The 21852-nt window shown below is 70.4% G+C and carries 17 protein-coding genes and 3 pseudogenes; 15 read left to right on the forward strand and 5 right to left on the reverse strand.

All coding sequences use genetic code 11. The features are described from left to right. Positions 1-94: 94 nt before the first annotated feature. On the reverse strand, positions 95-901 hold the full coding sequence (locus HCA58_RS17985; RefSeq protein ID WP_169599005.1) for an HAD-IB family hydrolase: 807 nt from the start codon (positions 899-901) through the stop codon (positions 95-97). Positions 902-2615: 1714 nt separating this feature from the next. Here HCA58_RS17985 and ssd point away from each other — a divergent pair. From ssd to HCA58_RS23640, 8 genes and pseudogenes are all read left to right on the forward strand, one after another. Then, positions 2616-3713, forward strand: a complete 1098-nt coding sequence (gene ssd, locus HCA58_RS17995; RefSeq protein ID WP_169599007.1) for a septum site-determining protein Ssd — start codon at positions 2616-2618, stop codon at positions 3711-3713. Then, entirely contained in the window at positions 3710-4909 is a 1200-nt protein-coding gene (locus tag HCA58_RS18000) for a TadA family conjugal transfer-associated ATPase (protein ID WP_169599008.1), read from the forward strand. Before ssd ends, HCA58_RS18000 begins: the two co-directional genes overlap by 4 nt. Before the next feature lie 1016 nt (positions 4910-5925). Then, a pseudogene (locus tag HCA58_RS23630) lies at positions 5926-6243 on the forward strand (hypothetical protein); the annotation flags it as partial. A 191-nt stretch (positions 6244-6434) separates the two neighbouring features. Continuing rightward, positions 6435-7067, forward strand: a complete 633-nt coding sequence (locus HCA58_RS18010; RefSeq protein WP_346776032.1) for a type II secretion system F family protein — start codon at positions 6435-6437, stop codon at positions 7065-7067. 62 nt (positions 7068-7129) lie between these two features. Further along, on the forward strand, positions 7130-7258 hold the full coding sequence (locus HCA58_RS18015; RefSeq protein WP_205808979.1) for a DUF4244 domain-containing protein: 129 nt from the start codon (positions 7130-7132) through the stop codon (positions 7256-7258). Further along, entirely contained in the window at positions 7255-7623 is a 369-nt protein-coding gene (locus HCA58_RS18020; protein ID WP_169599011.1) for a TadE family type IV pilus minor pilin, read from the forward strand. Before HCA58_RS18015 ends, HCA58_RS18020 begins: the two co-directional genes overlap by 4 nt. A gap of 13 nt (positions 7624-7636) precedes the next feature. Then, a complete protein-coding gene (locus HCA58_RS23635; RefSeq protein ID WP_240956423.1) occupies positions 7637-7792 on the forward strand; it encodes a hypothetical protein in 156 nt (51 codons plus the stop codon). Next, positions 7764-8129: an Rv3654c family TadE-like protein gene (locus HCA58_RS23640; RefSeq protein ID WP_346776033.1), complete on the forward strand. Its 366-nt coding sequence runs from the start codon at positions 7764-7766 to the stop codon at positions 8127-8129. The genes HCA58_RS23635 and HCA58_RS23640 overlap by 29 nt, the downstream gene beginning before the upstream one ends. Positions 8130-8216: 87 nt before the next feature. On the opposite strand, the gene HCA58_RS18030 is transcribed toward HCA58_RS23640, so the two are convergent. Next, on the reverse strand, positions 8217-8795 hold the full coding sequence (locus tag HCA58_RS18030; RefSeq protein WP_169599013.1) for a hypothetical protein: 579 nt from the start codon (positions 8793-8795) through the stop codon (positions 8217-8219). 128 nt (positions 8796-8923) lie between these two features. Continuing rightward, positions 8924-11230 carry a DEAD/DEAH box helicase gene (locus tag HCA58_RS18035; protein WP_240956454.1) on the reverse strand — a complete coding sequence of 769 codons (2307 nt, stop codon included), beginning with the start codon at positions 11228-11230 and terminating at the stop codon, positions 8924-8926. A gap of 311 nt (positions 11231-11541) precedes the next feature. On the opposite strand from HCA58_RS18035, the gene HCA58_RS18040 reads away from it, so the two are divergent. From HCA58_RS18040 to topA, 6 genes are all read left to right on the forward strand, one after another. Next, complete coding sequence (locus tag HCA58_RS18040) at positions 11542-11883, forward strand: STAS domain-containing protein (protein ID WP_169599014.1); 342 nt, start codon at positions 11542-11544, stop codon at positions 11881-11883. Next, complete coding sequence (locus HCA58_RS18045) at positions 11883-12317, forward strand: ATP-binding protein (protein ID WP_169599015.1); 435 nt, start codon at positions 11883-11885, stop codon at positions 12315-12317. The genes HCA58_RS18040 and HCA58_RS18045 overlap by 1 nt, the downstream gene beginning before the upstream one ends. Positions 12318-12616: 299 nt before the next feature. After that, positions 12617-14995, forward strand: a complete 2379-nt coding sequence (locus HCA58_RS18050) for a sodium-translocating pyrophosphatase (RefSeq protein WP_169599016.1) — start codon at positions 12617-12619, stop codon at positions 14993-14995. A gap of 119 nt (positions 14996-15114) precedes the next feature. Beyond that, a complete protein-coding gene (locus HCA58_RS18055) occupies positions 15115-15657 on the forward strand; it encodes a hypothetical protein (RefSeq protein WP_169599017.1) in 543 nt (180 codons plus the stop codon). Continuing rightward, the gene (locus HCA58_RS18060; protein WP_240956425.1) at positions 15648-16409 is read left to right on the forward strand and encodes a hypothetical protein; all 762 of its coding nucleotides are present in this window, start codon (positions 15648-15650) and stop codon (positions 16407-16409) included. Before HCA58_RS18055 ends, HCA58_RS18060 begins: the two co-directional genes overlap by 10 nt. A 299-nt stretch (positions 16410-16708) precedes the next feature. Then, positions 16709-19537, forward strand: a complete 2829-nt coding sequence (topA, locus tag HCA58_RS18065) for a type I DNA topoisomerase (RefSeq protein ID WP_169599018.1) — start codon at positions 16709-16711, stop codon at positions 19535-19537. Positions 19538-19613: 76 nt separating this feature from the next. Here the strand turns inward: topA and HCA58_RS24090 are convergent. Beyond that, positions 19614-19904: pseudogene (locus HCA58_RS24090) on the reverse strand (D-arabinono-1,4-lactone oxidase); the annotation flags it as partial. A 222-nt stretch (positions 19905-20126) separates the two neighbouring features. Between HCA58_RS24090 and HCA58_RS18075 the strand changes: the two are divergent. Next, entirely contained in the window at positions 20127-20768 is a 642-nt protein-coding gene (locus HCA58_RS18075) for a TetR/AcrR family transcriptional regulator (protein ID WP_169599037.1), read from the forward strand. Between the two features lie 29 nt (positions 20769-20797). Here HCA58_RS18075 and HCA58_RS18080 read toward each other — a convergent pair. Further along, positions 20798-21389, reverse strand: a pseudogene (locus HCA58_RS18080) (amino acid deaminase/aldolase); the annotation flags it as partial. Positions 21390-21852: the final 463 nt, after the last annotated feature.

The following is a 21852-nucleotide window of genomic DNA, read 5'->3' on the forward strand; positions in this document are numbered from 1 at the left end:
GGCGCCGGTCTGTTCGTCCGGAGCGGCCCTGACCGCGGGGGCAGGTTCGGCTCCGGCTGTTGCGGCGACTTTCGTAACGGTGACCCTGGCGAGGTCAGGCCGGCGAGGTACTGGCGCGGGTGCGGCGGTGCCGGCCGTACCAGGCGATTCCGATCGCCACGCCGACTCCGACTCCGAGCGCCGCCGCGGCGACCGGAACCGCGGGCCGTTCACGTAGTCGCCGGCCCAGCGGCACCGGGTGCCGGAACTCAAGGACCGGCCAGGCGTTCTCGACCGCCAGCCGGCGTAGCTGCCGGTCCGGGTTGACCACCGAGGGATGTCCCACGCACTCCAGCAACGGCCGATCGCTGTACGAGTCGGAGTAGGCGTACGAGTCCGCCAGATCGTAGCCGCGGGCGGTAGCGAGCTCGCTCACCGCCTCGACCTTGCTCGGACCAGCGGCGTAGAACTCGACCTCGCCGCTGTACCGACCGTCGACCACACCCATCCGCGTCGCGATCACATCGCTCACCCCGAGCAACACGCCGATCGGACGCACCATCTCCTCACCCGAGGCGGACACCAGCACCACGTCCCGCCCCGCAGCCTGATGCTCCTCGATGAGCGCGGCGGCCTCCGCGTACACGTAAGGGTTGATCAGCTCGTGCAGTGTCTCCGCCACGATCTGGCGGACCTGTTCCACCGGCCACCCCTTGCAGAGTGTGGCGAGATAGTCACGGGTGCGCGCCATGGTCTGCTCGTCGGTGCCGCCCAGCCGGAACATCAGCTGTGCGTACGCCGACTTGACCACGTCACGCCGGGTTATCAGACCATCGCGGTAGAACGGCCTGCCGAACGCCAAGGCGCTCGACTTGGCGATCACGGTCTTGTCCAGATCGAAGAAAGCGGCACTTCGGCCCACGGCGCGAAAGTCTAGCCCGATGGTTTATCGTCGGCGGATGCCCGGGGGGCTGGGAAGCGGTCGGAGCTGCGAGCTGGCTCGCGCTCGCCTGCGGACAGTGACCGCGGTCACACCCTGTGGAAAGGATTTCGCAGGGAGTGGAGGCTACACCACTCGACGTACACAGGTCCGCTCAGGCAGACTTGGTTGCAGCACAGGCATTTATATCCCGTCCAACCGGCAGACTCTCGGCGGTTGCACCCCCCGTGACCGCTGAGCGGGTTCGGCTCGACCCCCCCGGAGCCGAACCTTAGACGACCCCCGTCTCCCCCCGACGGGGGTCGTCCCCATTGTGGGAGCGCTGCCACCACAGGTGGTGTCGCATTGTCAGTGCGGCTCGGGTGTCCGCTCGGCGGGGTCAGCTTCCAAGCGACCCCTCAACGCCATGTGGCTGCTACCGACGGTTGACGCCGGCGGGATTCTCGGTCGCCGCCCACGACCGTTCGCCGATCGGTAGGGTCCGCGGCCTGACAGCTCGCCCGGCCTCGGTGACGGCGCGGCGCGTGGCATCGAGTCCGGCCGGAGAACCCTTCGTCAGTCGATTACGGCGCGCGCGGGTGTGGGCTCTGGTTCGAAGCAGGCCAGGGCACGGCCCCGGCTGTTGGTCACCACCCAGGGATGCCCAACGTACGTGTGCTGCCGGTGTGACTCGTTCGGGTTCAGCACGGCGTACTGCCGCCGGTACCCGCGATGGTCCAACCAGTACACGATCACCGACCGCGACCGAAGGTTTACGAACTCGATGCTGGTTTCCCTGCCACCGCTGACCGAGCGCATATCGTGTTCCCGCCACCCAGGCTGAGGGGTCAGGCTCGCTGGCTGGGGTGGAGGGGTGGTCGCTGGCGGTCGCGTCGATCGGCTAGGCGAGGTGCTCGGGCGGGCACTCGGCGTGGCGGGAACGGTAGACGCGGCGGTGCGGGTGGGTGAGGGTGTCGGCGTCGCTCTGCGACTGAGTTGCGGTCGGGAGGACGAGATCCCGCCGACGGACGATACCGCTGACGGTGTGGACGTCGTGGTGGAAGTGATGCCGTCGAGACCGGACGCGGGATCCTCTGGTGCCGGAGGTGTCCAGTCCGACGGCACAATGGCGGCCGCGTCAGTGGGTGGCTCGGTTGTCGGCCACAGCACGGTGAGCATGAGTCCAAGGGCCGCGACGGCGAGGCCGGCGAGCACCAGCCGGTGCGATGTCCGGCCGGCGGCGCGACGGGTGTGTACGACCGGGACGGCGGCCTCGCGTAGAGCCAGGGGAGCCACGACCGGCTCGCCGAGGGGCGCCGGCGCTGGCGGGAGGGCCCGCGGAACCGGTCGCGAGGCTAGTTGCCGGGCACGGGAACGTGGGTCGAACAACCAGGGTCCGACACGTAGCCGCGTCTCGATACGGATGTGTTCGTGATCTGGCGACTGCTTCATGACCTCGATCCGGCGAGGAATGCCGTTCTGCCGACGGCACGGAACGTCGATTATGCGTGTTGCGCGTCACGGTCCGCCATGGTTGGGGAGGACTCATGCGAATGAGATGGGCCGCCCTTCCATAGCAGATCGATGACCGTGGTGGGCGTTTTCCACACAGCGGTCCGTTGTCCACAGGGCAGCCGGTCGGGGCAGCGTATGGGCCGGCAGCGGCGGCAGGGTTCGAGCAGGCAAGTGAACCCGCACCGATCGCTTGGAGGCCGCGATGCCATCCCGTACCTCCGCTCCGCCGGACCGGCGGCTGCCGCTGGTCGTCACGTCGGACGGTGAGCTGCTCGAGGACCTGCTCCGGCTCGCGGCCGCTGGCGGGATCGAGGTGGAGGTGGCAGCCGATCCGGCAGCCGCCCGCACCCGCTGGCGACCGTCACCGCTGGTCCTTGTCGGAAGCGACCAGGCTCAGCCCTGCCTTCGGGCGCGGCTACCCCGTCGAAGCCGACTGGTTCTGGTGGGACGATTCGGTGACGTCGAGTCCGGTTGGCAGGTGGCGGAGCTACTCGGCGCCGAACACGTCGCCGTGTTGCCGGCGGCCGAGCCGTGGCTTGTGGACCGGTTCGCCGACTGCGGCATCGAGGGTGGTGCGCCGGCCCGGATGGTCGCGCTTGTGGGCGGCAGGGGTGGAGCCGGCGCCAGTGTTCTCGCCGGAGGCCTCGCCGTCACTGCCGCCCGAGCCCGACTGCGTACTCTCCTGCTCGACGCCGATCCGCTCGGCGGCGGCCTGGACCTGGTGCTCGGCTGGGAGCAACTGGAGGGTCTGCGCTGGCCGGCGCTCACCGCAGCCGACGGTCGGGTAGACGCACCGGCCCTGGTACGCGCATTACCCAGCCGGGGCGATCTCGTGGTGCTTTCCTGGGACCGTGGCGACCTGATCGCCGTGCCGGCCGAAGCTGTCGCCGCCACCCTGGACGCCGCCCGGCGGAGCCGGGACTTCGTGGTGGTCGACCTGCCCCGTCAACTCGACGACGCTGCGGTGACCGCTGTACAGGCCGCTGACCGCACATTCGTGGTGGTGCCAGCCGAGTTGAGGGCGACCGCCGCAGCGGCCCGGGTGGTCGCGGCCGTCGCCCCCCACTGTTCTGATCTGTCCGTCATCGTCCGTGGCCCCGCCCCCGGTCGACTGCGTGCCACCGAGGTCGCCAAGGCACTCGGTCTGCCGTTGGCCGGTTCGCTGCGGCCCGAACCGGGGTTGTGCCGAGGGTTGGAGCGGGGTGAGGCCCCGGCGGCCGGTGGGCGAGGCCCGCTGGCCGAACTCTGCCAGCGGATCGTCACCGAACTCACCGGCCAGCCAGCGGCGGGTGCGGCGTGAGCGGGGAGAATCTCGCGGCCCGGGTACGGCAGCGGATCGCTGCGACCACCACGCCGGTCACCCCGGCCGCGATCGTCTCCGCGGTACGCGCCGAACCCGACGCCGCCGTACTTGGCGACAACGCTCTGCTGCGGATCGCCGACCGGGTACGCGACGACCTGGTGGGTGCGGGCCCACTCGCCGTGCTGTTGGCCGATCCCGAAGTGACGGACGTACTGGTCAACGGGGCACGGGTGTGGGTCGACCGGGGGCAGGGGCTGCACCAGGTGCCGGTGCCGGTCGGTACGCCCGACGACGTACGCCGACTGGCGCAGCGGCTGGCTGCCGGTGCCGGTCGCCGATTGGACGACGGGTCGCCGTGCGCCGACGCCCGGCTGGCCGACGGGACGCGTCTACACGCGGTGCTACCACCAGTGGCGACCGACGGGCCCTACCTGTCGCTGCGCACCTTCCGGCAGCGGCCGTTCACCCTTGACGAACTGGTGACTCAGGGTGCCGTGGCCCGCCCGGTTGCGCCGGTGCTCGCCGCCGTGGTGGCGGCCCGGCTCGCCTATCTGGTGATCGGTGGCACCGGTTCGGGCAAGACAACCGTGTTGAATACGTTGCTCGGTCTGGTGCCGAGCACCGAGCGGATCGTGCTGGTCGAGGACGCTGCGGAGTTGCGGCCGGTACATCCGCACGTGGTGGGTCTGCAGACGCGTACGGCCAACGTGGAGGGATTAGGAGCCGTCGGCCTCAGCGAGCTGGTCCGGCAGGCGCTGCGGATGCGACCGGACCGACTTGTGGTCGGCGAATGTCGGGGTGCGGAGGTAGTTGACCTGTTGGCCGCCCTCAACACCGGGCACGAGGGCGGGGCGGGGACGCTACACGCCAACACGCCCTCGGATGTGCCGGCCCGACTGGAGGCGCTCGGTTTGCTCGGGGGCCTGCCGCGCCCAGCGCTGCACGCTCAGGTGGCGGCGGCGCTGCAGGTGGTGTTCCAGATCCGCCGTACCCCGCACGGTCGCCTGCTGGAGTCCATCTGCCTGCTGCTGCCGGAGGGGCCCGACCGGCTGGTCACCGCTGTTCCCGCGTGGATTCGTGGCCGAGGGCTCGGGGTTGCGGCCCGGGCACTCGGCACACTGCTCCGTAACCGTGACGTGTCGGTGCCGCCGATCCTTTGTGAGCCTTGGCCCGCGTCGGCGGTGTCGTCGTGAGCGTCGCATGGTGGTGGGTGGCGTCGGTGCTACCGGTCCTGGCCGTACTGGCCCACCGGCTACGTCGGCGAGGTGTTTCGAGGTGTCCGGGGGACGGCAGGGAGACAACCGACGATCCGCTCGTCGCGTGGGTTGTGGCTCTCCGGCAGGTGGGCGGTCCGTGGTACGGAGCGGGACCGCAGCGCCAGCGTCCGAACTGTCCGGCACCGACGGGTGTCGGGTGGCCGGAGACGGCGGGGTCGTGCCCGGTGACGGTGCACGCTTTCAAGCCAGTGACTTCCCCGATCACGCGGACAGTCTCCGGGCCACCGCCCGCGCCGACCGTGTCACGCCCACCGGGGCCGCGTGGAAGCCGACGGCCGGAACGGCCCGGTGGCGTGCCAGGTCCGGTTCGACAGGGCACCGCATCCGCCGTCGTCCAGTTGACGTCGCAGGTGGATGACATGCCGGTTTCGGACGGGGATCAGGTCGCCGTAGACGGGACCGACCGTCGCGAGCCAACCGGCCAACGAGTGCCGGGCGACCGCGCGGTGCAGCTCGAACTTCGGTTGCCGGTCGACGATCGCGAGCAGTTCGGTTGCGGTGTTCCGAAGGCGGGTCGACCGGCAGCACGGACGGTGGCGCCCCGACTGCTCCTTGCGCTGACCTGCCTGGTCGGCGCTGGGGTCGGCGGGTTGCTCGCTGGTCCGGTCGCGGCAGTGGCCCTGACCGGTTACGGCGCACTGGGCGTGCGGGCGATGCGCCGTCGGGTGACCGTGGCCCGGGCCGGGCGGGACCGTCGGGAGCGGTTGGATCAGCTTTGCGCCCTGGCCGGGGACTTGCGGGTCGGTCTGCCGGTGCCGGTTGCTGCGCAGGTGCTGACGAACGCGTCGCCCGGCGGCACGTCGGCTGCGGCCACGCGGCGGCGGCCGGACGAGACCGTCACCGACGCCGGCCGGTCCGTCGGGTCCGAGCAGTCTCTGCCGGGCGGGGCGTCGTCCAGTGCCGTGGCGGACCGACTCGGGCGGCTGGCCGGAGCCGCGGTGCGGATGGCCGAGCATACGGGGGCGCCGCTGGCTGACCTGGTGGAGCGGATCGAGGCCGACGCCCGGTCGACGGATCGGGCATTGGCGACGGCTTCAGCCCAGGCGTCCGGTGCGCGGGCCACCGCGTGGCTGCTGGCCGCCTTGCCGCTGGGCGGGATCGGCCTCGGTTACGGGATCGGGGTGGACCCCCTCCAGGTGTTGTTGCATACCACGGTCGGCGGGGCCTGCGCGATCGCGGCAGTGGGTCTTCAGGTGATCGGCCTGCTCTGGGCGGAGCGTCTTTCGGTCACCCCGGTCGGGGACAGCTGATGTCCGGGACGTCCTCCGTAGTTCTGGGTCTGGTCGGCGTCGCCCTGGTCGCTGTGCTCGCGGTCGGCTGGTACCAGCCCCGACGCCGGTTGCGCCGTCTTGTCGGACATGTCGGTGCCAGTCGGGCCGCTCGGTGGCGCTGGCGTTCGATGCCCCGAGGGGCGCGACCACGTGAAGTGACACTGGCCGGCGTGCCTGGAGGGGGCCCGACGCAGGTTCCGCGCCGATGGGGGATCGACCTGGTCCGCGTGACCGCCGGGCTGTGCGGTGCGGCGGTGGCGGTGCTCCTGGAAGGCTGGGCCGGCCCGGCGGCGGCGTTGCCCACTGCGGTGCTGCTGGACCGGTTGCTGCGGCGGATCGAGCCGCCGGCCACCCGTCGTGATCGGCTGCGCGCAACCGCCGATCTGCCACTCGCCGCCGATCTGTTGGCGGCGGCGCTGCGGGCAGGGGCACCGGTGGAACGTTCGGTGCTCGCAGTGGCCGACGCGCTCGGCGGGCCGCTGGGGCGTCACCTTGCCCGGGTCGGTCGAACGCTGCAACTCGGTGGCGGGCCTCAGGAGGCGTGGGTACATCTCGCGGCGGTACCGGGAGCGGATCGTGTGGCCACCGTCGCGATCCGCTCGGCGAGCAGCGGCGCCGCCCTGGCCGGAGCGCTCATCCGGCTCGCCGACGACCTGAGAGCAGACCGCGCCGTCGTGCTTGAGGCGGCTGCTCGCCGCAGCGGTGTGCTGATCGTGCTGCCGCTTGGTCTGTGTTTCCTGCCTGCCTTCATTCTCGCCGGTCTGGTGCCGGTGATCGTCGCTGTCCTCGGCGACGTGTTGTGAAATCAACGAGAAAGGACGAACACGTGCACAGAATCCTCGCCCGCCTTCGCGGGGACGCCGGAATGAACACGGCGGAGTACGCGGTCGGAACGCTCGCCGCGGTGGCCTTCGGTGGTGTCCTGCTCAAGGTGCTGACCTCCGATGGTGTGCAGTCCGCGTTGACGGCCGTCATCGACCGGGCACTGAAGTGATCGGGCGCCGGCCGGCCGGCCGCGACCGGGGATCGTTCACGGCCGAGATGGCGGCCGGCCTGCCGGCGCTGGTGCTGCTTCTGCTCACCGGGCTGACCACGATCAACGCGGTGAGCACCAAGGCGGCGTGCCTGGACGCGGCCCGCGAGGCGGCGCTCGCCGCCTCGCGGGGCGCGCCGGGCACCGCCGCCGGTAGCCGGCATGCCCCGGCCGGTGCGCAGGTGGTCGTCATCTCCGACGGTGAGCATGTTCGGGCCACGGTCCGGGCCTCCGTCCGTGCCCTCGGTACCGAACTGCCCGCGATCGACGTAGCGGCGACAGCCGTCGCGGCGGTCGAACCCGGTGCACCGGAGCCGCAAACATGATCGTCGCCGGGGCGTGCGGATCTCGCGGATCGAGGCGGCGGCGTTCGGCGTGGGCGGTCAGCGCATCACCGGCGCCTCCACCGCGACCCGCTCGCCGACGAGCGGCTGCCCCGCCGCCTCACCAGCCGTCGCGTTCGCGGGTGAGTCGGCATACGACCGGTGGCGGTGAGCGGGGTGGGGCCACGATCTGCCTGCTCGGGGTGGGGTTGGTGTTCGTCGTCGCCGGTTTGATCGGCGCAGGCGTGGGAGCGGCCCGGGTGGCGCGACAGCAGGCCCTGGTCGCAGCCGACTTCGGGGCTCTCGCGGGCGCGGCTCGAGCACTTCAGGACGAACGCGTGGCATGCGCCAGAGCAGCGGAGCTGGTCACCGCGAACGCCGCCCGGCTGACGCGGTGCCGCCTCGAAGGGTTGGATGTGCTGGTCACCACGGAGGTCACGGTGAGCCCGTTGCCAGGAATGACCCGTACCGCCTACGCCACCAGCCGAGCAGGGCCGCTGCGCGGCTGACCGTCGCAGCCCCGAAAGTCGGCCCGCTCAGCGTGGTCGTCGAGCGGGCCGACCCGGGGCCAGGCGGCAGAGAGACGGTCGCGGCGTTCAGCGGCCCTGGAGAGCGTCGAGAGCGACAGCCACCGCGATCACCAGACGTCGGTCGACCTGCGGGTTCCGGATCTCCACGACGTACCGGTCGCGCAGACCCCACTTCTTGACCACGGAGAAGACGGGTGTGCCGTCCGCGACGAAATCGAAGTGGTACGGCACCCAGGACAGCGAGTCGACGAAACGGCGTATCAGCGCCACCGGCATGCTGCGTTCCTGGCCGGTGACAGGAGGCAGACCGGCCTGTTCGACGTGCCAGGTCGAGCGGAGCAGGGACTGCGCGAAGTCCTTCCGGAACAGTCCGATCGGGTTGCCGGCATGATCGGTGACGTCGTACGTTGCACCGAGGTCGAGGCGCTGGCGTGCCTTGAAACCGAGCAGTGGCTGCTGCTTGGAATCATCCGTGTAGATCGTCACCTGTTCTTTGAAAGCGAGCCGCTTCTGCTGGGCGAACGCCAACAACCCGCCCTCGGAGCCGTTCGGCGCGACACCGTGCACCTCGTACTGGTTGACCATGAACCGCAACCGCTGACGGATGTGGAACTGCTGCTGTGCCTGCAAGCCGTCAAGCCGCATGAGAACTCCTCAACTGTGGTGCGCCGGAGTGTCGCACAGCCGAACGACAGGTGCGCAGGTTCGAGCGGTCAGCGCACGCCGTCGACCACCGAGTTGCCCGCCCGCCCGGGTTTTCATACCCGGGCGGGTCACTTCGGCAGGTTGGTGAGCACCGCGTCGAGCACCCGGATCGCGTCCGGCTTGGACAGCGGACTGTTGCCGTTGCCGCATTTGGGTGACTGGACGCAGGACGGGCAGCCGGCCTCGCAACCGCACTCGGCGATCGCGTCGCGGGTGGCCCGCAGCCAGGACGCGGCCATGCCGTACGCCCGCTCCGCAAAGCCGGCACCCCCCGGGTGGCCGTCGTAGACGAAAACCGTCGGAGCCTCGGTGTCCGGGTGCACCGCTGTGGAGAGCCCGCCGATGTCCCACCGGTCGCAGGTGGCAACCAGCGGCAGAAGCCCGATCGCGGCATGTTCGGCCGCGTGCAGCGCCCCCGGCACGTCGGCCGGCTCCACCCCCGCACCGACGAGCGACTCGGGAGAAAGCGTGAACCAGACCGCGACGGTACGCAGCTCACGGGCCGGCAGGTCCAACGGACGGGTGTCGATCACCTCACCGGTGGCGATCCGTCGCCGCTGGTAGGAGACCACCTGGCTGGTGACGTCGACCTCACCGAGGAAAAGTCCTACCGGCCCGGCGTCCACGTAGGAACGGACCGAGACCACCGACAGCGACGTGACGTCGCGGGCGTGGGTGGACCAGTCCGGCTCCTCATGGTGCACCAGCGCACATCCGTCGTCGAGATCGAGCGCGTCGACCACGTACGACACGCCCTGATGCAGGTAGACCGCGCCGGGGTGCAGCAGGAAGTGTGCGGAGCCGCCGTCGACCGTGCCGAGTAGCCGGCCGGTCGCCGACTCCACCACGCACACCGGCGCGCCGCCTTCACCGCGCAGATCCACCTCGGGTCGCTCCCGGTGCCGCCAGTACCAGCCGGTCGGCCGCTGCCGCAGCGCGCCCACCTCGACCAGAGCCGCCACGGCCTCCTCGGCGCCGTCCCCGAAAAGCTTCAGGTCGGCTGCCGTCAACGGAGCCTCCGCAGCCGCGCAGGCCAGTTGGGGGCCGAGCACGTACGCGTTGGCCGGGTCGAGGACCGTCGCCTCCACCGGCGCACCGAAGACGGCCTCCGGATGGTGCACCAGGTAGGTGTCCAACGGGTCGTCCCGGGCCACCAACACCGCCAGGGCCTCCTGGCCGGAGCGCCCGGCCCGGCCCGCCTGCTGCCACAGCGACGCACGGGTGCCCGGGTACCCGCAGATGACGACGGCGTCCAGCCCGATCAGATCCACGCCCAGTTCCAGGGCGTTGGTCGAGGCCAGCCCCAGCAGGTCGCCGTGCAGCAGCGCCCGCTCCAACTCGCGGCGTTCCTCGCGTAGGTAGCCGGCGCGGTACGCGGCCACCCGGTCGCCGAGCCCCGGCACCGCCTCGTCGAGGCTGCGTCGGGCGCTGGCCGCCACCACCTCGGCACCCCGGCGGGAGCGGACGAAGGCGAGCGTACGGACCCCGGTGGCGACAGTGTCGGCGAGCAGATCGGCGGTCTCCCGCAGCGCCGAGCGGCGGACCTGATTCAGCTCAGGACCCGCACCGGGCTCGCCGGACCCGTCGGTGGACGGGTCCGGCGGCAGCAGTGGCGGTTCCCAGAGGGCGAAGGTGACCCCGGCCCGCGGTGAGGTGTCCTCGGTGACGGCTGACACCGGGAGGCCGGTCAGTCGGCCGGCCGCTGTGGCCGGATCACCCGAGGTCGCCGACGCCAGCACGAACGTCGGTCCGTTGTTCCGCCCGTACCGGGCGCACTGCCGCCGTAGCCGGCGCAGCACGTGGGCGACGTGTGAGCCGAACACGCCCCGGTAGACGTGGCACTCGTCGACGACCACGTACGCCAGTCGTCGCAGGAAACCGGACCACTGGGCGTGGCCGGGCAGGATGCCGTGGTGCAGCATGTCAGGGTTGGTCAGCACGAACCGGGAATGTCGTCGGATCCACTCCCGCTCGGCTCGTGAGGTGTCACCGTCGTAGCAGGCCGGGCGTACACCCTCGACCTCCAGCGCGGCGACGGCGCGTAACTGGTCGGCGGCGAGCGCCTTGGTCGGCGCCAGGTAGAGCACCGTGGCGCGCGGGTCGGCGAGCAGCGTGGCCAGCGCGGGCAACTGGTACGCCAGGGACTTGCCGGACGCGGTGCCGGTGGCCACCACGACGTGCCGACGATCGTACGCCAGGTCAGCCGCCTCGGCCTGGTGCCGCCATGGTGTGCTCACCCCGCGTCGGGCGTACGCCGCACGGAGTTCCGCCGGAGCCCACGACGGCCACGGTGCCGGCTCACCGACCCGGGGTGGCACCCGCTCGACGTGTGTGACCGGGTCGGCTGGTTGCCGCTGGCGCAGCCGGTGCAGCAGCTCTCCTGGCGTGACGCCCGGTGGGTCGGTGGGGTGGGCGTCCGGCGGGTCGGTCGCAGGGACGGTGTTCGGCTGGTCGGGCACCGGAGTCGGTCCCGGCGGGGCGGCGGGGACCGCACCCGGCGGTCGCTCGGGGCCGCTGCCGGCGGATACGGTGGCTGCCGAGGTCACGTCCTGCACTCTCGCACTGGTGTTCGGGTGAAGGGAAATCGACGGGCCGGTGCGGGTGGATCTGCCCCGGTGAGTCGTCAGCCCGACCCTGGGGTAGTGGTTAGATGCCAAGAGAGTTTACGGCTGGCTGAGGAGGACGGATGGAGCTGTCGCTGGCGACCCGCACCGTGGGTGAGCACACGGTGCTCGAGGTCGGCGGTGAGGTGGACGTCTACACCGCCCCCCGCCTGCGCGAACGGCTCCTGGAACTGATCGACGCCGGGGCCCGGCACGTGGTGGTCGACCTGGGCCGGGTGGACTTTCTCGACTCCACCGGGCTCGGTGTGCTTGTCGGCGCGCTCAAGCGGCTGCGCACCGCGGACGGCACCTTCGCCCTGGTCTGCGACAAGGAACCCCTGCTCAAGATCTTCCGGATCACCGCGTTGGATCAGGTGTTCCCGCTGTATCCGACGGTCGAAGCGGCGACCGGCGTCGGCAAGTGATGGCCACGGTCCGGCTCTCCTTCTCGCCCGCACCGGTGCACGTGCGTACCGCCCGTCTGGTCGGCGTCGCGGTGGCCCGGCGTGCGGGCGTTCGCGAGGATCTGCTCGACGAGGTTCGCCTGGCCATCGGTGAGGCGTGCACGAGGGCGGTTGCTCTGCACCGGCAGCACGGCCTCGCCGAGCCGGTGCTCGTGGAGATGTCCGATGCGGGGGCGTACTCGGTGCGGGTGGTGGACCGGGCGCCGATCGAGGCGAGCATCGGTCTCGCCGTACTCGACGCCGACCAGTTGGCGAACGAGTCACTCGACGAGGACGATCTGACCACTGGTGTCGGTTTTGCACTTCTCGCCGGATTTGTCGAAGACCTTCAGGTTCGCCCGGTCGACGAGGGTGTGGGGACCGAGGTACGGATGGTCTGGCCGGTGAGCCGCTGACGTTCTCGCGGAGCCGTCGACCGGCCGACAGCCGGATCCATGGATCGTCTCCTATATCAAATTTCGTCTCCTAGCACAGCGACGGAGATCATCCACAACCGCCGCCACCTCGGTGTGACCTCGAACACTGCGGGCGGCTAGAGTACGCGGGTTGTCAGCAAGTGATCCACCCGGTGGCCAGCGCAGATGGTCGTGGAGTCGCTGTTCGTCGGGTGGATCGGCGCGCTTGCGATTCGCATCCAGGCGCCGGACGGTGCGTCTCCACCGGCCGGCGCGTTGTTCGGCACAGGAGGACACAGATGTCCGACACCTTGGCCGCCGAGGGCGGCGGGATCTCCCTCACCGGAGCCAATGTCACGTACGTCGTCATCGCCGCGGTGATCGCGCTGGTCGCGCTCGCCTTCGCCGCCGCGCTGACGAAAACGGTGCTGGCCGCCGGCAAGGGCACCACAAACATGCAGGAGATCTCCGGGGCCGTGCAGGAGGGCGCCTCGGCCTACCTGCTCCGGCAGTTCCGGACCCTGGCGATCTTCGTGGTGATCGCCGTGGTTCTGCTGTTCCTGCTGCCGGTGCACGACACCGACGGCAGCGAAACCGCGGTGAAGATCGGTCGCTCGCTCTTCTTCGTGGTCGGCGCCCTGTTCAGCGCCTTCATCGGCGGCGCGGGCATGTGGTTGGCGACCCGAGCCAACCTGCGGGTGGCCGCCGCAGCCCGGGAGCGCCAAGGTGGCCGCGAGGCGGCCATGAAGATCGCATTTCGGACCGGTGGTGTGGTGGGCTTCCTCACCGTCGGTCTCGGCCTCTTCGGTGCCGCGCTCGTCGTTCTGATCTTCCGGGGTGACGCACCGACGGTGCTTGAGGGCTTCGGCTTCGGCGCCGCGCTGCTGGCCATGTTCATGCGGGTCGGTGGTGGCATCTTCACCAAGGCCGCCGACGTCGGTGCCGACCTGGTCGGCAAGGTCGAGCAGGGCATCCCCGAGGACGACCCCCGCAACGCCGCCACCATCGCCGACAACGTGGGCGACAACGTCGGCGACTGCGCCGGCATGGCCGCCGACCTCTTCGAGTCGTACGCGGTCACCCTGGTCGCCGCGCTGATCCTCGGCCGGGCCGCGTTCGGCACCGACGGTCTGGTCCTACCGCTGATCATCTCGACCATCGGAGTGCTGGTCGCCATCATCGGCGTCTTCATCACCCGGCTACGCGCCTCCGATCGCAACGGCCTGACCGCGATCAACCGAGCCTTCTACCTCTCCGCGGTGATCTCGGCGGTGCTGGTCGCGGTTGCCTCGTTCGCCTACCTCCAGCCGTCCTGGGCGGCGCAACTCGGTGACGACTGGCGGACCACCCTCGGTGTGAACGGTGGGGACCCGCTCTTCGGTCCCCGTGGTGTGGTCATCGGCGCCGTGATCATCGGTATCGTGCTGGCCGCCGCCATCCAGGCACTCACCGGCTACTTCACCGAGACCGACCGGCGCCCGGTGCAGGACATCGGCAAGAGTTCACAGACCGGCCCGGCCACCGTCATCCTCGCCGGCATCAGCGTCGGCCTGGAGTCGGCGGTCTACTCGGCGCTGCTCATCGGCGCCGGTGTCTTCGGTGCGTTCCTGCTGGGCGGCGGCTCGATCACCCTGTCGTTGTTCGCCGTGGCGCTGGCCGGTACCGGCCTGCTCACCACCGTCGGTGTGATCGTCGCGATGGACACCTTCGGCCCGATCTCCGACAACGCCCAGGGCGTGGCCGAGATGTCCGGCGACATCGACGAGCACGGTGCCCGTACCCTCACCGAGCTGGACGCTGTCGGCAACACCACCAAGGCGATCACCAAGGGCATCGCGATCGCCACCGCGGTGCTGGCCGCCACCGCACTGTTCGGCTCGTACACCGACACGCTGCGCCTGGCGTACGCCGACGCCGGGGTGACCGACGTCGGCGCCGAGATCCTCAACGCGCTGAACGTGGCGAACCCACAGAACCTGGTCGGTCTGATCATCGGTGCGGCGGTGGTGTTCCTCTTCTCCGGTCTGGCCATCAACGCGGTCTCCCGCTCTGCGGGTGCGGTGGTCATGGAGGTCCGTCGGCAGTTCCGTGAACTGCCCGGGATCATGGACCGTACGCAGCGGCCGGAGTACGGCAAGGTGGTCGACATCTGCACCCGGGACGCCCAGCGTGAACTGCTGACTCCCGGCCTGCTGGCCATCCTGGCGCCGATCGCGGTCGGCTTCGGACTCGGCCCCGGTGCGCTGGCCTCCTACCTGGCCGGTGCGATCGGTGCCGGCACGCTGATGGCGGTCTTCCTGGCCAACTCCGGCGGCGCGTGGGACAACAGCAAGAAGATGGTCGAGGACGGTGCGTACGGCGGTAAGGGCTCCGAGGCACACGCCGCGACCGTCATCGGTGACACCGTCGGTGACCCGTTCAAGGACACCGCCGGTCCTGCCATCAACCCGCTGCTGAAGGTGATGAACCTGGTCTCGTTGCTGATCGCGCCGGCCGTGGTGGCCTGGAGCGTGGGCGACGACCGCAACCCGGGCCTGCGGATCACCATCGCGGTGGTGGCGACGCTGATCGTCGTCGCGGCGGTGGTGTTCAGCAAGCGCAAGAGCGTGGTCATGGGCGACGACGCGGACAGCGGTTCCGGCAGCGCCGACCCACGTCCGGAGGCGATCAAGGCCTGACGCGAAGGACACACCGGTCCCCGGTCGGCAACCAACTGCCGGCCGGGGACCCGCCGCCTGTCCGGACCCGGTACCGATGACCGGTGCCGACCGGCAGGAGAAGCCGTACGCTGCAACGCATGCGTACGTGCCGGGCGGCAGCCGCCGGAAAGCTCACGGTGGTCCTGGCCACGCTGATGCTCGTGGCCGCCTGCGGCTCCAGCGGCCCCAGCCCGCGTGCCTGGGCTGCGTCGGTCTGCTCGGCGCTCACCCCCTGGCGGGCTGAGATCAGCAAGCTGACCAACAGCACCGATCAGCAGATGACCGCGCAGACCACCCCGGCGCAGGCCAAGGAGAACCTCGTCCGACTCTTCGGCGGCGCCGAGCAGGCAAGTGAGACGGCCCGGCGTAAGGTGGAGCAGGCCGGCGTGCCGGAGGTCGAGCACGGCGAGGAGGTCTCGGCCGGTTTCCGTGCCTCACTCGCGTCGATGCGGGATGCCTACGGCCGAGCCCGGAGCACGATCAACGGTCTGGGCACCGGTGAGGCCAGCAGCTTCTACGACGGTGTGCAGGCCGCGGTGGAGTCCCTTCAGCAGGACTACGACGCGAGCGCGCTGGACACCAGCCGACTCGACTCCGAGGAGTTGAAGCGCGCCTTCGACGAGGTACCGGAATGCCGTTGAGCGGTTCCGGCGAGACACCGGCGGCACAACCGCTGCCGGTGTCCTTCCCACCGCCTGTCGGAACACCACCGGTGCGCCACCGTCGGCCGACTGATCGTCGGCCCGGCCCGGCTGACCCGGCGACTGACGACGGGTCGGCGGCTCGGCCGGCGGCGGAACCGACCGACCTGACCGACCGGCAACTGGTCTTCTTCGGGGCGGAGACCGGTGAACCCGCGGTTGCTGATCTCGCCGGGCTGCTCGCCGGGCCGGGCGAGGTGCACCGGATGGGTGGCACCGCCCGCCTGTCGGTGGAGGTCACGGCAGCGTGGCGGGTGCACGTACTCGTCGCCGAGCTGGCCCGGCGGGGTGTCCGGAGCAGCTGGACACCCACCGATGACCAGCGGTACGCGGTGCGGACCGCGTACACCAGGGCGATCGTGCCCCTCGCGGCGGCCTGGTTGCGCGGATCGACGCAGCATCCGCCGCCCGGGTTCCAACTCGACGGTCGGCGGCTGCGGCTCTGGCTCGCCGCGGCCGGAGTCGCCGATCCGCCGGACTTTCTGCTCCACCTCGGCGGTAGCGAACCGGCGCGCTGGGCCGTGGTCGGCGCGGCCCTGGCCGCTGCCGGACTGACCGGTGACCTGGTCGCGACGGGACCCGGCGGCTGCGCATACCGGATCGCGGGTCGTCGTCGGACGCGTCGGCTGGCCGAGCTGGTCGGTGAACGTCCGTCCGCGAGCCCGCCCTCGGCCTGGCCGGCCCGGGTCTGACAGCCGGCGTGGCTGTCCGATCCGAGACAGTCGGGTGTCGGGGAACAAAGGGAGAATCAGTCGGGTTCGACCTCCACCAGGGCTGCCATGGTCACAGTGGCCCGCTCGTCACCCTACCCAGGGTGTACGGTGACGCCGTCCGGCGTGACCACAGATCGTCCGGGCGAATCCTCGCCCCCGAAACCCGAAACACGGACGGCGCGTTACGTTGGACATCCGGACCGCCGGGTGCCGGTGGGACGAGTGCGCCCCGAGCCGGGCAGGCGCGGCCATTGAGTGGGAATGAGGTCGAAACAGACGTGCCGAGCAACGCTGGAACCACCCGTCTGGTCATCGTCGAGTCTCCGGCGAAGGCCAAGACGATCTCGGGTTACCTGGGCCCGGGGTATGTCGTGGAGGCCAGCTTCGGGCACGTCCGTGACCTGCCGCGCAACGCCGCCGACGTGCCGGCCCGCTACAAGGGCGAGTCGTGGGCCCGGCTCGGCGTGGACGTCGACAACGGGTTCCACGCTCTCTACGTCGTCTCCGCCGACCGCAGGCAGCAGATCAGCAAGCTGACCAAACTGGCGAAGGAGGTCGACGAGATCTTCCTGGCCACGGACGAGGACCGCGAGGGCGAGGCGATCGCCTGGCACCTGGTGGAGACGCTCAAGCCCAAGGTGCCGGTCCGGCGGATGGTCTTCCACGAGATCACCAAACCGGCGATCCAGGCGGCGGTGGCCAACCCCCGGGAGATCGACCGGGATCTGGTCGACGCCCAGGAGGCCCGGCGCATCCTCGACCGGCTGTACGGCTACGAGGTTTCCCCGGTGCTGTGGAAGAAGGTCATGCCGAAGCTGTCGGCGGGCCGGGTGCAGTCCGTGGCGACCCGGATCGTGGTCGAGCGGGAGCGGCAGCGGATGGCCTTCCGCACCGCCGAGTACTGGGACATCCTGGCCACCCTCGCCGTGACCAATGCGGGCGAGGGTCCGCGGAGCTTCAACGCCACCCTGGTCGCGCTGAACGGCGATCGGATCGCCACCGGCAAGGACTTCGAGCCGACCACCGGCCGGGTCAGGCCCGGCGCCGGTGTGGTCCACCTCGACGAGGGCGGGGCCAGAGGGCTCGCCGCCCGCCTGGGGGGGCGGCCGTTCGCCGTCACCCGGGTCGAGGAGAAGCCCTACCGGCGTCGCCCGTACGCCCCGTTCATCACCTCCACGCTCCAGCAAGAGGCGGCGCGGAAGCTGCGGTTCTCTTCGCAGCAGACGATGCGCACCGCGCAGCGGCTCTACGAGAACGGCTACATCACCTACATGCGTACCGACTCGGTAAACCTGTCCGACACCGCCATCGCCGCGGCCCGTCGGCAGATCGTCGAGCTGTACGGCGAACGCAGCGTGCCGCCGGAGCCACGCCGTTACACCGGCAAGGTGAAGAACGCGCAGGAGGCACACGAGGCGATCCGGCCGGCGGGGGACAACTTCCGCACCCCGGGTGACGTGGCCAAGGAGTTGTCGGCCGAGGAGTTCAAGCTCTACGAGCTGATCTGGCGGCGCACCATCGCCTCACAGATGACCGACGCGGTGGGCTCCAGTGTCTCGGTGCGGATCCGGGCGACCACCTCCGGTGGCGAGGAGGCCGACTTCGGTGCCACAGGTAAGACCATTACCGACCCTGGTTTCCTGCGGGCGTACGTCGAGTCCAGCGACGACGAGAACGCCGAGGCAGAGGACGCCGAGCGTCGGCTGCCGAACCTGGTGAAGGACCAGCCGCTGACCGCTGACGCGTTGGCCGCCCAGGGTCACCACACCCAGCCGCCGGCCCGATACACGGAGGCGTCGCTGGTGAAGGCCCTGGAGGAGCTGGGCATCGGCCGTCCCTCGACGTACGCGTCGATCATGCAGACGATCCAGGACCGGGGGTACGTCTCCAAGCGGGGCCAGGCGATGATCCCGTCCTTCCTGGCGTTCGCGGTGATCGGGCTGATGGAGCGGCACTACCCGCGCCTGATCGACTACGACTTCACCGCCAGCATGGAGAACGAACTGGACGAGATCGCCGGTGGCGACCATGCGGCCGTCGACTTCCTCACCGCGTTCTACTTCGGCAGCAGCAATGGCACGGGCGACCAGGCCATCGCGCACGCGGGCGGGTTGAAGAAGCTGGTCACCGAGAACCTCAGCGACATCGACGCGCGGAGCGTCAACTCGATCCCGCTGTTCACCGACGACGAGGGGCGTGCGGTGGTGGTGCGGGTCGGCCGGTACGGGCCGTATCTGCAACGCTCGGTACCCGGCGAGGAGCAGGCCCCCGCCGTGGAGGGTGAGGAGGGCGCCGCTCCGGGCGACCGCGCGCCTGTCCCGGAAGGGCTGGCGCCGGACGAGCTCACCCCGGAGAAGGTGCACGAACTCTTCCTCGGTGGCGGGGGCGAACGAAAGCTGGGTGACGATCCGGCGACCGGGGAGCCGATCCTGCTCAAGTCGGGTCGGTTCGGCCCGTACGTGGCGAGCGGCGAACGCAAGTCGTCGCTGCTGCGTTCGCAGTCACCGGATTCGCTCACCTTCGATCAGGCGCTCAGGCTGCTCAGCCTGCCCCGGCTGGTCGGGGTCGGCCCGGACGGCGCGGAGGTCTTCGCGAACAACGGCCGCTACGGCCCGTACGTCAAGCGTGGTGACGAGTTCCGCTCGTTGGACTCGGAGGACAAGATGTTCACGGTCACCCTTGACGAGGCCCTGGCGTTGCTGGCCGCACCGAAGACGCGCCAGCGTCGGGCCGCCGCTGCGCCACTGCGGGAGATGGGCGTTGATCCGCTGACCGAGAATCCCCTGGTCATCAAGGACGGCCGGTTCGGTCCGTACGTCACCGACGGGGAGACCAACGCCTCGCTTCGACGCGGCCAGACCCCTGAGGCGTTGACCCTGGAGGAGGCCTCCGAGATGCTCGCCGAGAAGCGGGCCAAGGGTCCGGCCCCGAAGAAGAAGGCGGCGGCGAAGAAGGCCCCGGCGAAGAAGGCGGCGGCGAAGAAGGCGGCGGCCAAGTCCACCGCGACGAAGGCCGCCAAGTCGACCGTGGCGAAGACGACGGCGAAGAAGGCTCCCGCCGCGAAGTCCACTCCGGCGAAGAAGACCACCGCCCGTACCACCGACTGACGGATCGGCCCGACGCCACACCGGCGGCGGGTGTGCCAGCCGAGCAGGGTGTTCAGGTACGAGGTGACGGAGACGCGGCGAGTGAGCTGGCGTCGCGCCAGTGCAGCTTGCCCCAGTGCGGTCGGCCACCCAGACCGGTGGCGTGTGACAACCAGATCCTGTCACCGGCGGTGAACCGCACCTCGACCGGGAAGAGCACCTTGAAGGGCAGCCCGTCGGTGATGCGCCGCGCCGTGGCGGCGGCACGTCGGAGCTGTTCAGCCATCTCGTCGACCGAGGACGGCCGGAGTGCGGCGGTGGCCTGGTCGCGTTGGTTACCTGCCCAGTTCGACCAGGCGGTGGTCCGGGTGGCGTTGCGCTCGACCATGCGCGCTCCTCGAAGTGAATATGAACCGAATTCATACCAGGAACGTTGTTCCTGGTAAACACCGCAATCGAGGTCCGCTCGTTGTACCGGTAGTCACGAACTCGTGACGTGCAGATATGTTCATCCGTCGAGAGGGGGTGGCACGTGTCCACTTCAGCCGCCACGACCGGGCCACTGCGTCGAGTGCCAGTGCAGGGTCGTAGTGTCGCGCGGGTCCAGCGGATGCTGGACGCCTGCGCCGAACTCGTCGACGAGGTGGGGTACGAAGGGCTGACCACCACCCTGCTCGCCGAACGGGCCGAGGTGGCGATCGGGTCGGTCTACCAGTTCTTCCCGGACAAGCGGGCGATCGTGCAGGCACTGACGCTGCGCACGATGGAGTCCTACCTCCAGCGGCTCGATGAACGCTTCGCCTCGGACGACCTGACCTATTGGTGGGACGGGGTCGACGCGGGGATCGATGAATACATCACGATGCACCGCACCGTTCCCGGGTTCCGTACCCTGCACTTCGGCGACGTGGTCGACCTGCATCTGCTCGATGACCAGCGGGACAACAACGGGGTGATCGCCGACCAGCTCGCTCGGGTGCTCACCGAGCGGTTCGGGCTGGCCGACGTGCCGGAGTTGCGCTTCCACCTGGAAATCGCGGTGGAGACGGCCGACGCCCTGATCAAGTTGGCGTTCCGGCGGAGAACCGACGGCGACGACCGGGTGCTCGTCGAGGCAAAAGCGTTGATCCGGGAGTACCTGCACCGGCAGGTGAACGCTCGGGGTGACGCGGGCCGTCGGTCGGTGGTGCAGCCGGCGAAACCGGCCGACGACCAGATCGTCGCCGACGCCGAAGCGACCCAGCCGGCCTGACGCTGCCCGCCCTGTCGACCACCTGTCGGTCAGCGGAAGGCCCGCCCCTCACCCCGGTAGGTCGCCCACGGCGGCCACCACCTGGTCGCCGTCCACCAGGTGCAGCTCGTTGACCCGTTCACACAGCTCGCCCGACTTGGCGTGCCGGAACCAGACCCGGTCACCGATGCGCAGGTGGGCGGCGGGCGCACCGGTCAGCGGGTCTGCACCTCGCCGGCACCCTCGGCGCCGAGCAGGCCGAGCCCCTCGGACAACCACGGGCGGGGCAGCCGTCGAACAGCGTCGGCCCGTACAGACCCGATCCCGCGGTGACCTCGGCCACTGCGGGGTCGGAGCGGGTCGTGGCCACGCGGCCGGTGCCGCCGCCGTTGACGAACTCCAGGTCGGCGTGTTCGCGTACCGCAGCCACCGCCGCGCTCCGGCGGATCAGCAACTCGCAGTACGAGCCGCGTTGGGCCAGCCGGATCGCGGCACCGGTCGCCGCCCGCCCGGGCGGTGCGTCGCCCAGGCCGGCGATCTGCGCCTCGTACGACATCGGTCCGACCAGCCGGAAACCCGGCCGGCGGACGACGGTCCCGGCCAGTCGACCGGCCGCCATGGCGCTGTGCACGCCGTACGACGGGTCGAGGTGTGCGGTCGCCTGGTCCAGCCGGTGGCGCAGATTCTCGCTGTGGGTGGCCACGTGTGCACGCCAACTGTGAAACGGTTAATGCGAAGTACCCTCGCATCCGCGGTACCCGGGCCGTGCCGGCCAGGGCGGCCTAGGCTCGGCGAGCAGACGGTGCAGGGCCGGAGAACGTCCCCACCGGGTCTAGAGTGTTCCATCGGGGGTGCCCAGCGATGGGCCGGCACGTGGAGGTACGGCCATCGAAAGCGAGTTCAACGGCGAGTCGTCCGGCGTGTCGCCTTCCGCTGACCAGCCCGCCGGCCCAGCCGCGAAACCCGAAGGCAGCACCGGACACGAGGCGACCGACCGGTCCGACGGTGCCACGCACCAGCCCGGCAGGCCAGGAACGCAGACCCCAGCAGGCGGTACCGGCGGTCAACCCGACCTGACCGGGTACGGTGCGATCCGCTCCGTACT

The sequence above is a fragment of the Micromonospora sp. HNM0581 genome (assembly GCF_012726175.1).
In the GTDB taxonomy this organism is placed as follows: Bacteria; Actinomycetota; Actinomycetes; order Mycobacteriales; family Micromonosporaceae; genus Micromonospora.